9 protein-coding genes, 4 pseudogenes and 1 riboswitch are annotated in these 11,907 nt (G+C 49.3%); of the genes and pseudogenes, 7 read left to right on the top strand and 6 right to left on the bottom strand.

Annotated features, from left to right (window positions below):
- Positions 1-271: 271 nt before the first annotated feature.
- Together MMW58_RS03950 and MMW58_RS03945 are read right to left on the bottom strand one after the other, a co-directional pair.
- A complete protein-coding gene (locus tag MMW58_RS03950) occupies positions 272-1,294 on the bottom strand; it encodes an IS110 family RNA-guided transposase (protein WP_000156887.1) in 1,023 nt (340 codons plus the stop codon).
- A gap of 317 nt (positions 1,295-1,611) precedes the next feature.
- Positions 1,612-1,941 carry an NIPSNAP family protein gene (locus MMW58_RS03945; protein WP_016154439.1) on the bottom strand — a complete coding sequence of 110 codons (330 nt, stop codon included), beginning with the start codon at positions 1,939-1,941 and terminating at the stop codon, positions 1,612-1,614.
- A gap of 489 nt (positions 1,942-2,430) precedes the next feature.
- Between MMW58_RS03945 and MMW58_RS03940 the strand changes: the two are divergent.
- A pseudogene (locus MMW58_RS03940) lies at positions 2,431-3,627 on the top strand (IS3 family transposase).
- Positions 3,628-3,867: 240 nt separating this feature from the next.
- Here MMW58_RS03940 and MMW58_RS03935 read toward each other — a convergent pair.
- A complete protein-coding gene (locus tag MMW58_RS03935; protein WP_032443218.1) occupies positions 3,868-4,077 on the bottom strand; it encodes a YdgH/BhsA/McbA-like domain containing protein in 210 nt (69 codons plus the stop codon).
- Positions 4,078-4,514: 437 nt separating this feature from the next.
- Positions 4,515-5,845: pseudogene (locus MMW58_RS03930) on the bottom strand (IS3 family transposase).
- 58 nt (positions 5,846-5,903) lie between these two features.
- On the opposite strand from MMW58_RS03930, the pseudogene MMW58_RS03925 reads away from it, so the two are divergent.
- A pseudogene (locus MMW58_RS03925) lies at positions 5,904-6,542 on the top strand (transposase family protein); the annotation flags it as partial.
- 284 nt (positions 6,543-6,826) lie between these two features.
- Here the strand turns inward: MMW58_RS03925 and MMW58_RS03920 are convergent.
- Positions 6,827-7,177, bottom strand: a complete 351-nt coding sequence (locus MMW58_RS03920; protein WP_016154441.1) for a DUF3147 family protein — start codon at positions 7,175-7,177, stop codon at positions 6,827-6,829.
- Between the two features lie 290 nt (positions 7,178-7,467).
- On the opposite strand from MMW58_RS03920, the gene MMW58_RS03915 reads away from it, so the two are divergent.
- A complete protein-coding gene (locus MMW58_RS03915; protein WP_009652456.1) occupies positions 7,468-7,680 on the top strand; it encodes a YdgH/BhsA/McbA-like domain containing protein in 213 nt (70 codons plus the stop codon).
- Between the two features lie 120 nt (positions 7,681-7,800).
- Here MMW58_RS03915 and MMW58_RS30265 read toward each other — a convergent pair.
- Positions 7,801-7,944: pseudogene (locus tag MMW58_RS30265) on the bottom strand (Tn3 family transposase); the annotation flags it as partial.
- Positions 7,945-8,060: 116 nt separating this feature from the next.
- Positions 8,061-8,135: riboswitch (Fluoride riboswitch) on the top strand.
- 42 nt (positions 8,136-8,177) lie between these two features.
- On the opposite strand from MMW58_RS30265, the gene MMW58_RS03910 reads away from it, so the two are divergent.
- The 4 genes from MMW58_RS03910 (at position 8,178) to MMW58_RS03895 (ending at position 11,887) form a co-directional block, all read left to right on the top strand.
- Positions 8,178-9,140, top strand: coding sequence for a DHHA2 domain-containing protein (locus tag MMW58_RS03910; protein ID WP_009652407.1), 963 nt, complete (start codon positions 8,178-8,180; stop codon positions 9,138-9,140).
- A 3-nt stretch (positions 9,141-9,143) separates the two neighbouring features.
- Complete coding sequence (locus MMW58_RS03905) at positions 9,144-9,572, top strand: universal stress protein (RefSeq protein WP_009652460.1); 429 nt, start codon at positions 9,144-9,146, stop codon at positions 9,570-9,572.
- A 15-nt stretch (positions 9,573-9,587) separates the two neighbouring features.
- Positions 9,588-10,874 (top strand): phosphopyruvate hydratase, encoded by a 1,287-nt coding sequence (gene eno / locus MMW58_RS03900; RefSeq protein ID WP_009652415.1) that lies wholly within the window; start codon positions 9,588-9,590, stop codon positions 10,872-10,874.
- A 377-nt stretch (positions 10,875-11,251) separates the two neighbouring features.
- Positions 11,252-11,887, top strand: a complete 636-nt coding sequence (locus MMW58_RS03895; RefSeq protein WP_223175621.1) for a 2,3-bisphosphoglycerate-dependent phosphoglycerate mutase — start codon at positions 11,252-11,254, stop codon at positions 11,885-11,887.
- Positions 11,888-11,907: the final 20 nt, after the last annotated feature.

The raw sequence follows: 11,907 nt of genomic DNA, 5'->3' as shown, positions 1-11,907 counted from the left end.
AAATTATTGTACTATAAGGACTTCCCCGGCATGTCAAAGCCGGTATTTATGGTTTCTGTCTGCTCTTCAGTAAAAATAAAGGGGAGAGACTGCGGTACTATAAACGGCCATGATGAATCGTCATCGATTCGGGCCCTGATGAAAGACGCGCGTGAGGTTCTTGTTCGTTAAGCGGATACGTATATCCTGTACAATAGCCAGATAGGCCTCACGGGGTCTAACCCTTTATCATCAACGAATTGCAGGTCAGATGGTTATACAGCTTCGAGCTTTAGTTGACTGAGTACAGCCGGAAATCATCACCGTAATGTAGTGATGCCCAACACAGCCGCGCATTTTTGGCGGCGATGGCCACAACAGCCCGCCAGTACCCTCTGCGCTCAACCAACATACAAACCCAACGGCTGAATGAGTCAGTCCTTTTCCCGGCGCCAATAAGCACTGAACGAGCCCCCTGAACCAGAAGCGTTCGCAGATACGAATCACCGGCTTTTGTGATCCTGCCGAGTTTCGACTTTCCCCCGCTGCTGTATTGTGATGGCGTCAGCCCCAGCCAGGCTGCCAGTTGACGTCCATTTTTAAAATCATGTGCATTACCGATACTGGCGACCAGTGCACAGGCCGTTGTGGGACCAACGCCCTTTAGCTCCATCAGCCGCTGACTGCGATGATCTGTTTTGGCTATGTGGGACAAAATTCGGTCATATTCAGTGATGTTAGCTTCAATGCGATCAACGTGTTCCATCAAATCATCAACACATTGCTGAACCTGAAGCGGTAAAGAGCTCTTCTGCACAGAAACCATGTGGCGCAGGGCATCAGCACTTTGTGGCGCGATGACACCGAATTCAGATATCAATCCTCGCAGACGATTATACGTTGCTGTTTTCTCTTCGATAAAACCCTGACGGGTACGATGTAAACACTGCATGGCCTGCTGGCTTTCGTCTTTCACTGGTACGAACCGCATATGCGGACGACGAACAGCTTCACAGATAGCCTGAGCATCAGCTGCATCATTTTTTCCTGATTTTCCGGCCATACGATAAGGCGATACAAACTTAGCAGCCATCAGACGTGGCTCATGACCATACTGCCGAAACAATCTTGCCCAGTAGTGAGCCCCGGAGCATGCTTCCATCCCGATAACACAGGGAGGCAAACTTGCAATTAACTCAGGAAGTGCAGCACGCGATACTTTAGGCTTAACCAGAACAGTTCTACCATTTTGATCAACACCGTGAACAGCAAACACATTTTTAGCAAGATCGATACCGACAGTCGTGATAGTCATAACGAATTCCTCCGGGACGATGTGTACCCCATGATTGCACAAGAGTTAATCAGGCGCATAATCAGGGGAAGTCCCTTCCATTCGTTAAGGCTGATTTTTTGTAAGTACCCCACTTAAACGCCCCATTCTCTTTCAGAGACCCTCTGGCACATGGATTAGGTTTTCCGAAAGCGAACTTCCGCTCTTCGCTCATAGATGCCGGTCAAACATCCCGCATTCAGCATGTGAGGCGGTAGCCTCATCTCTGATGTACTGAATAACAGTAACGTCTTGCTGGTGTGTCTATCCCGGCTTTACCATGACGTATAGCGATAGGGTCAGTGGGTTCGTAAATGCTCAACGGCACTCTCAGTGAGAGTCAGTACCGATTTAACGCTGATGCTTATTCTATCGATAATGGCCTGCCGGGGACCATGACGCCATGCTTCGCTATCATAAAAGGTGTCCTGGGCAGTTTTCAGGTGAGAGAGGCTGTTATAAGCCCTGATCAGATAGTAAGCATCGTCGTCATGTGCTGATATACCATAAGAAATAACATCCATTCCCACTGAACGGTGAAGTGGAACACTCACTTCTTTCATTATTCTATGAAAGTCTTTTCCAGTACCGGGTTTGAGGGTGTACAGCAAAAATTCGACAGTTTTCATCTTCGATATCCTATTCTGTTTTTCTCATCATAGCGAATTATGGCGACGTGTAGTCGTGAAACCGAACAGAAGAACTGGACTGCCAGGCTGTCCCCAGCAGTTATGGCTCTGAATGTCTCATGCGTGCCAGGAGCGGACGTTGCTAACATAGAGATGCTCTAATCTGCAAGGAGCAGCTCCCCCTTTATCAGACAATCTTGTCTGACGCTCCGGACAGAAATATGCTGGTTTTATCTGTTCAGAACACTGAACTATGTTCGGGAAATCACAGAGTCAGGCTAACGGAATAGAATAGTGAGCGGTGTCTTAACCCCTTAAATCGTAAAAGCACCGGTTGATAGCTGATGATGAACGCTTCTCTGATTTAACCAAGCATCGGCATTGAGAATGAATCAAAAAAGTGAAAATATCAAAGGGTAATAGCCTCCGTTTGAACCGGACACCTCACCAGTAAGACATAGTCATAGAGCTATGTTTAAGGAGTGTCCTGTGCAAAGAATCGAAGTGATCACTGGCGAGCAAAAACGCCGTCGTTATACTCCTGAAGAGAAAGCCCGTTTTGTTGCGCTCGCCATGCAGCCCGGCTACACCGTCTCACTCGTTGCCCGGCAATATGACATCACACCCAGTCTTCTTTTTAAGTGGAAACGGCTCATGAACGAGGGTGGAAAGTCTGCGATCGTCGCTGGCGACGAGGTCGTCAGTGTCTCCGAGGTCCAAGCGCTGGAGAAAAAAGTCAAACAGCTTGAACAAATGCTGGGCCGCAAGACGATGGAAGCCGAAATCCATAGGAACGCGCTTGAGATAGCCTAGGCAAAAAAGTTGATATCGCGCATGCCATTGCTGCCACCGGACGATACCTCCTCATCCGAATAGCAGAAGTGCTCTGCGTATCGCGTTCGAATCTTTATGAACGGCTGCTAAAGAAGCGCCAGCAGCGGCCAGCCCGCTATAGCAAAGATGATGACGCCCGACTGTTACCGCTTATCCGCCAGATATGCAGCGAGCGGGCGACAAACGGCTACCGTCGCGTGACGGCACACCTCAATCGTGCGCTGAAGGAACAAAACTGGCGGGTTAACCACAAACGCATTTACCGGATCATGCAGGCGAATAACCTGTTGCTGGCAAAATCTGGCCATAGAAAGCCAGAGCACAGTCATACCGGCAACGTCGTGACACTCAAGCCGGATACGCACTGGTGTTGAAATCCGCTGCTTGAATCGGGAAGTCGTGCGGGTAGTGTTCAGCCTTGACTGCTGTGATCGCGAAGCCATCTGCTGGTCGGCGACAACAGGTGGAATAAACAGCGTTATGGTGCAGGATCTGCTGACAGAGAGTGTGGAAAAGCGCTTTGGCAATACGCTTTACCTGCCACATGCCGTTGAGTGGCTGACCGATAATGGCTGTTGCTACATAGCGGACTCAATAAGAACGTTCGCCACCTCACTCAGGTTCATCGTGTGTACGACGCCAGTGCGCAGTCCGGAGAGCAATGGGATGGCTGAATCGTTCGTTAAAACGTTCAAGCGTGACTACGTGTATGTTAATGACCTGCCGGATGCCATGACAGTGATGTGAAAACTGACGGAATGGATGGAAGACTATAATAACTGGCATCCCCATAAAGGGCTGAAAATGCAGTCACCAAGGGAATACAGAAGTTCGCTGCTAGCTATAAATTAACCGTGTCCGTTTTAGCGGGGGCAACTCCACAAAGAGGACGTGGAGCTAAAATATTTGCACGGATAAAAAACCATACTTAACTATTAGTATTACATTAAAAAAATACGGACTCTTTATCAGCAGTCCGCTAAAGTCTATTCAAGGAAAAAACATGTGGCATATCAAGCATTAAAAATTAGTATATAGTGGCAGATTTTATCAAGGTATATATTCCTATAGATACCCTAAAATGATTATCTATTAATCCCCTAATTTAGCGGTCATATGCACTCGATTACCAGTATACGCAGAGAGAATTTTGTATGACGTTTGTGCTTCTTTTGCTTTAGCAGCAATTTTTGCTTCTGCACTGTCAAGAGTGGAAGCAGTTACGCTGACCGTCTGCGCCATACCAGAGAATGAGACAACAGAGAGAAAACCAGCTGCTGCGAGAAGTTTGATATTTTTCATAGTGATAACCCTAGTAAAGTTAATGTTCATCATAAGAGCATACTGCTCGTTTCCTGTTGATGAGCATTAAAAACCCTGCAACTACTATAGGGTCAATACTTTTTATTGTATTTTTTATATAGCGCTGACTGTCTTGAACATCCACTTATCGAGAAATTTTTCTTAAACAATAAAATTCACTCATAATCAATAAGATATGGCAATTTTTATATCGTTTTACACTGAAGATATTTTTTCTTACCCCATTTATATAGGTTTCAAAATATGTCTTTGCAGGTAATTGGAGGCTGGAACTCACGCATTCCTATCCCCTTCCCTTCAAACAACTCTAGCTTTACTCTGATCAAAAGAATAAATACCCAGACATTAAATCACGTGACATGAAATGCCAAAACTGTCTAAATAAACTGGACTGACCCCAGGATTAGATATAACCTTCAATTAGTAATGTCGGTTGGTTTTTCTTCATATTTCCCGTTTCGCCAGCCTGCTGGAAATTCAGCTGGAGTCTGGTAATCCAGCGATGAATGTGGACGGCACTCGTTATAATCCTGCCGCCAGTCATTAATCGTTTTCCTGGTGTGAACTGATCCTACCCACGTAATGTGGACACGGCCCTAAGCAAGGTTCTGGTTTTCAAATTGTTCAGGACTGAGCCCACCACAGGCACTGTGGCGACGCCAGCGATTGTAATCGCACTCAATATAATTAAATACAGTTGTTCTCATCATTTCCCGGCTGATAAAGCGTTCACCGTGGATGCATTCCACTTTCAGCGAGTGGAAGAAGCTTTCCACACACGCATTGTCGTAACAGCAGCCTTTCGCGCTCATGCTCCCGCGCAGATTATGCCGCTTCAGCAACGCCTGATAGTCCGCTGAACAGTACTGGCTGCCACGGTCAGTATGAACAATGACATTTTTCGGGCGTTTACGCCGCCACAGCGCCATCTGCAACGCATCGCAGGTCAGTTGTGCCGTCATTCGCGGTGCCATTGACCAGCCGATGACAGCTCGCGACCACAGGTCAATCACCACTGCCAGATACAGCCAGCCTTCATCGGTGCGTAAGTAGGTGATGTCTCCCGACCACTTCTGATTCGGGCCGCTGGCGTAAAAGTCCTGCTTCAGCAGGTTCTCAGACACAGGCAAGCCATGCTCACGATAACTGACCGGGCTGAACTTGCGGGCTGCCTTTGCCCGAAGCCCCTGGCGACGCAGGCTGCCAGCTATCGTTTTGATGTTGTAGGCCGGGAGCTCATCCGCAAGCCGTGGCGCACCATACCGTTGTTTTGCATCAGTGAATGCTCTGAGAACCGCGGCATCACAGGCCAGACGGAACTGCTGTCGCGTGTTTATCTGATGACGCCGGGAGCACCAGGCATACCAGCCGCTACGGGCCACGCGCAGCACCCGGCACATGGCTTTGATGGTGAACTCAGCCTGATATTTTTCGATAAAAACATACTTCATTTCAGGAGCTTCGCGAAGTATGTCGCGGCCTTTTGGAGAATAGCCAGCTCCTCTGCCTGCTCCGCAAGCTGGCGTTTAAGCCGGGCATTTTCAGCATCCAGTTCGCTTTCGCGTGCAGATGATGTCAGTTGTTGCTGTTGTTTTTTTCGCCAGCCATAGAGTTGCGATTCATACAAACTGAGTTCGCGGGCAGCGGCAGCGACGCCAATGCGTTCAGCAAGCTTCAGAGCTTCCTGGCGGAATTCGGGAGTGTGCTGTTTACGCGGCTTTTTACTGACGGTTACTGATTTAGTCATGTGAGCTACCTCTGGTTGAGAGTTTACTCACTTAGTCGCGTGTCCACTATTGGCGGGTATCTGTGCCAACAGCTCTCAGGCCAAGGGCCGCGTTAAGCGCGCCAACCTGACGCTGCAGGAGCGGCTGGTTAAGGAGATGTGCCTGGAGAATATCACCTGCATTGATGCCGCCAACGCCTGGATCGAAACGTTCATCAGCGACTTCAACCACCGCTTTGCCAGACTGGCAAAATACCCGAAAAACCTTCACCGCACGGTCTAGAGAGCCACCTGGAACTGGACGACATTTTCGCCTGGCAGACGCTTCGGACGCTCTCAAAAGCACTGACTTTTCAGTATGAAAAAATCCTTTATCTGGTTGATCCCACTGACGAAAACTCACGCATAGTCGGAGAAGAAATCCTCGCTTTTGATTATACGGACGGTACGCTCAAATTCCGCCATGGAAACAGAACACTGAAATATCAGATGTTCGATAAGCTGGACTGCATCAGTCAGGGGCGCATCGTTGATAACAAAAGGCTTGACGCGGTGCTGAAGCTGGCGAAGGAAAAACAGGATGAGCTTGAAGCCGCAGGAAAAAGAAAGGCGCAGCCAGAGTATGCCTAAAAGGCGGGCACAGATTCAGGCTCAGCTCAGAGCCATCAATCCGGTTCTGGCTGAACCCTCTCTTTTCAAATCAAGCCTGAAAAAATGAGCTCACTGCCCTTTTTTCTTCATCAGAAATCAGCAGAAAGTGACATTTAAAACCGGGAAATCAGGGTGACATTATCAATAAGGAAAGACAGCGAGTATAATAGTTGTAATATCCGCACCTCCCCAGAACATCTGAATTTGTCTTTGACAGAAAGAACCGCGCTTCCGGCAGGAAGCCGGCCCCCTTGAAAACTCTCTTATCCTGTTAAAAAGCCTGATATGGTTCGGAGTTAGTCGGTGTTTCCTCCGGCAATAGTGCAGTTGGCTTCACAACAGCGTACATTATCACATCAGATTTATGCCAAAACGGCGTAACGCACTGGCCCACAAAAAGAAAATAAGGACGGTTACGACGCAGCAGCTACCCAGCGTGATCCAAAAGCCAAATCGCTGACAGAAAACAGGGAATAGTAAAAACATAGGTAGTGTCGGCACTACATACCAGAATGTATACCACGCATGATTGGCTATTTTTTGCTGACTCTGTCCTTCCAGCTTCATCCACACGAGCACAAGCACAGTAACCAGGGGAAGCGCGGCGACAAGACCACCAAGCCGATCACTACGCTTGGCAACTTCAGAGATAAAAACAACCATTCCGGCGGTGATCGCGTACTTAATCAGTAGCCATAACATCATAAACCCTCACTAATCCTGTAAGTTAACGGCCCTGCACCGACCTATCTCCCCAGCGCAATCCCGGTTTCGCGGTGTCTGTTACGGCCGTATTTTCTCATGCCTCGTCAGCCACGGTGAGGCTCTTTCAAGAGCTGGGTTGTATGAAAACGAAAAAACACAGCCAACAATAATTTACAAAATAACTTATTGACCCTGTATTTACTACAGGGTTTTTAATGCACATCAACAGGTGAGACGGCGATGATGCCGGTATCACCAGATGACCAGATAACCCAAGGAATATGACCATGAAAAATATCAAACTGCTTGTTGCTGCCAGTATGCTCTCCGTAGTCTCTTTCTCTGGCTTCGCCCAGTCAGTCAGTGTTACTGCTGACACACTCAGCAACGCGGAAGCGAAAATTGCCGCTATCGCCAAGGAATCCGGTGCTTCGTCCTACCGCATCACCAGTGCTGACCAGAACAACTTTGCCCGCATGACTGCAGTCCTAGATAAGTAACCCGGGACTGTACTACCCTGAACCTGACCAGTTAACGCAAGAGATGGTCGCAGAGCAAATAGCCGGACTGGCTGTCCCCCAGTGGGATGCATCTGGTTCCGCTGGCGACCTCACACGCAATCCCTCACTGTAACGTTTTCTGATCTCACCACGCTGGCCATAACAGATTGCCCTAGCCACTGCATTACGACCTTCTCTCCGGTTAAGCTGAGTCAGGATACGTCGGCGATAATACTCATCATAAATATAATTAAGAAGGTATAAATTGCTTCATTCGGCGCACTATTGTAAACGTTTTTGGCGGGACAGGATGTACTTGTGTGTACGAAACCGAGGGCCAACAATAAATATTGATTTAATGCAAAGGCCCATATAAGATTGATTTACAAGGTGATGGTGCTCCACCTTTCCCAACCGCCGGTTTTTCAACACCGGATGATGGCGCCTGATATACAGATGAAGTTGTCCTCTTATAGGCATGTATGTCAGGTATAGCTATGCAAAATAAAACCACATTACCGCTTACCGCAGAATCTCTCTCTTTTCAAAGAGATAATCCGATTTATGTCTTCGGTCATCGAAATCCTGACAGCGATGCTATTTGCAGCGCGCTGGTTGTGGCTGACTGGCTTAATTACACCGGTCGTCCCGCAACGCCCTGGCGCCTGGGGGATATCACCCCGGAAACCCGTTATATCCTCAACGCTGCGGGTGTTTCACAACCCGATTTACTCACCGTCGATCTGACAGATAAAACCGTATGGCTGGTTGATTTTACGGATGCAGAGCAGGGACCGTCTTCGCTGATGGACAGCAACGTCATCGGCATCATTGACCATCATCGTATTGGTACCCTTGTTACCCGCAATCCACCGGATGTCTGGGTGCGGGCGGTAGGATGCTGCGGAACAGTAATTCTCTCAATTCTCATGCATGACATTCCGATGCCGCTGACTGCCGCTCAGGCTGTGTTGCTGATGGGGGCGATCCTCAGTGATACCGTTGCGCTGACGGGTCCCACCACCACCACTCAGGATCAGGAATCCGTGGCTGTTTTGCGGGAAATCGCCGGTATCGATTATGACCAGTTTGTGACAGGGCTGCTGCGAGCCAAAACAGATATAACCGGGCAATCCGCGTCGGTTTTACTCAATCGTGACGCCAAAAATTACCGGATCCATGATGTGCCGCTGTTGTTGTCACAAATTGAGGTCCGCGACATGGCTGATATTACTCCCCTGTTGCCTGAGCTACTGCAGGAAATGGATAAAACCTGCAAGGACAGCGTGCTGGACATGGTGATCCTGATGGTGACAGACATTACCAGCCGGAACTCCGTTTTGCTTTTTTCAGACAGCAGCCTGACAGGCTCCCGCCAGGTATCGCTGCCCGGCATGACAAGCCGGAAAAAAGAAATCCTCCCCTGGCTGACCAACCGCTTCGCTTCTTATAAGAGGTGATTTATGCAAATTTACCGGCATGCCTTGTTACTTGTACAGAATGAAACCGATGGTCTGCTGTTGCTTGAGCAGGCAGAACGTCTGGCAAAAGAGATGGGCACCCGTATTACTGTCGGGCATCTCAGTGCTGACTATAGGGAACTGGATTATACCAGTGACTCATTAACCAAAGACCGTCAGTCCCGCGAAGTTATTGATGCAAAGGCAATGCTTAGCCGTCTGGTGGAGTCCAGCAGTATTGATATCAACGTCAGGTCCATCGTCAGCATCCATCGTTTCCGGGACGTTGAGGCCGTTGTTCAGCATGAAGATATCGATCTGGTCATGCTGGGGCATGAAAACCGCCTGTTCGGGGTTTTTTCCTCCTTTTCTTTCGAATTCATCAATCACCTTTCTGTTGATGTTCTGATTAAACATATTCCAGCCCCTTAAAAGAAGGTCAAACTTATGAGCTTTGAAATTGAATGTATCATCGCAAGAGAAATTCTGGATTCCCGCGGTAACCCGACCGTAGAGGTTGAAGTGACTTCTGTAGGGGGCAGTATGGCCCGTGCCTCCGTTCCTTCCGGTGCCAGCACCGGCTCCCGTGAAGCCATCGAGCATCGCGATGATGACAAGACACGTTTTGGCGGTAAAGGTGTTCAGGATGCGGTCCAGTGCGTCAATACCGAAATTAACGATGCCCTGCAGGGCTACGATGTACGCCGCCAGAAAGAAATCGACAACTGTCTGATTGCCCTTGATGGCACAGAAAACAAAGGCCGGCTGGGTGCTAATGCGATCCTTGGCGTATCGCTGGCAGTATCCCGCCTGGCGGCACAACTATCCTCTACCCCGCTCTACCGCTATCTGGGTGGCGTCGGCGCGAATCTGCTGCCGGTTCCCTGTATGAATATCATTAACGGCGGAGTTCATGCCCGCTGGCAGGGCGCTGATTTTCAGGAGTTTATGATTGCACCATGGGGAGCCTCTTCCGTACGCGAAGCTATTCGCTGGGGCAGTGAGGTCTACCAGGCCCTGCGTCAGGTCCTGCTGGAAAAAGGTTTATCCGCCGGCGTGGGCGATGAAGGCGGTTTTGCACCGGCCGTTTCCTCAAACCGTCAGCCGCTGGAGCTTATCGTGGAGGCAATTAGCAAGGCGGGATACCGCCCAGGCGAAGATATCGTTATTTGCATGGATCCGGCCTCCAGTGAATTCTACGTCGATGGGAAATATACCCTGCGTACCGAAAATACCCGGCTCAGCGCCGACGAAATGACCCGCTACTATGAGCAACTGGTGAAGGATTTCCCGATAGTCCTGATTGAAGATGGCCTTGCGGAAGACGACTGGGCCGGCTGGCAGCTCCTGCACCGCGCGCTCGGCGATAAAGTTGAGCTGGTTGGCGATGATATCTTTGTGACCAATGTGAAATATATCCAGCGAGGTATCGATGAAAACCTGGCCAATGCCGCATTGATCAAACTGAACCAGATAGGCACCCTGAGTGAAACCATCGAAGCCGTCCAGTTGTGTCAGGATAACAACTGGGGAACCTTTATTTCGCACCGGAGCGGGGAAACCGTGGACAGCTTCATTGCAGATATGACCGTCGGCCTGCGGGCTGGTCACCTGAAAACCGGTGCACCCAGCCGTGGGGAGCGCATTGAGAAATACAATCAACTGATGCGTATTGAAGATGAATTAGGTGATGCCGCCATCTTCGCCGGTAAAGCCGCCTTCAAAAAACGCTGATTCCGTCACCCTTCCCGTATGCTCAGATACGGGAAGGGGTAGGGTGGTTCTGTGAACGGAAAAATACTCATACTGTAACAGCAACGGGGATCCAGGCAAACTGTCTGGTTTTCCTGATCGCTGATGCCTTTTTTAATATACTGCCGGATGATACCAGTGCCGTTGTAATCGCGCTGTTCATCGGGAGCGGTGCCCATCTTCTGATGCGTCACCTCCTTGACCGGAGTCCAGGTAAATCCGGGTAATCAGTACAAACAACTCAACGGGTTCAGGTCCTTCCGGTTCAGTTGTGGGTGACAGACAGGTAGTTGTTATGGGGAAAATTATTTTACTCCGCCATGGCGAAAGTTAGTTGAATCGCAAAATCGTTTTACCGGATGGGAAAATGTCCCGCTGATGCTGAAAGGAGTGGAGGAAACCCGGCGCGCAGCAAACCTGATAAAACGGTCCGGAATCAGTGTGCCACTACAATCATAGATGGAGCCTGCACATCCGTTCTGAACCGGGCAATTCATTCGCTCTGGCTGATAATGGAAGCGCTGAATCAATTGTGGTTACCGGTGGACAAATCATGGCGGTTAAATGAACGTCATTACGGTGCGCTTCAGGGAATGAACAAAGATGAAGCCACTCAACAGATTGGCCAGAAAATCGTTTATCACTGGCGGAGGAGCTATCGTGGTATCTCCCCTCCGTTGCCGGATGCACCTGCTTCACTTCATCGTGAGGCACGTTATCGTCATGTGTCCCTGACGGATTTGCCGGGGGGAGAAAGTCTGGAAATGACGCAACGAAGGTTGTTGCCTTACTGGCACCACGTCATTGTCCTGCGCGTCGCCAGTGGCGAAACCATGTTGCTGGTCAGTCATGCTAATACACTGCGTGCGCTGACCATGTTTATTGAGCAGATTGATGAAAATAAGGTTCCCGATCTGCATGTCCTGACGGGAATCCCCGTACTGTATGAAATGAATGAAAAACGGGCCATCACCGCACGTTATTCCCTTGAATGACGGTCTGATGGTGCCCTGAT

This window comes from Klebsiella sp. HC6 (genome assembly GCF_022605325.1).
Taxonomy (GTDB): domain Bacteria; phylum Pseudomonadota; class Gammaproteobacteria; order Enterobacterales; family Enterobacteriaceae; genus Klebsiella; species Klebsiella terrigena.
This window is presented reverse-complemented; position numbering and strand designations above follow the sequence as displayed.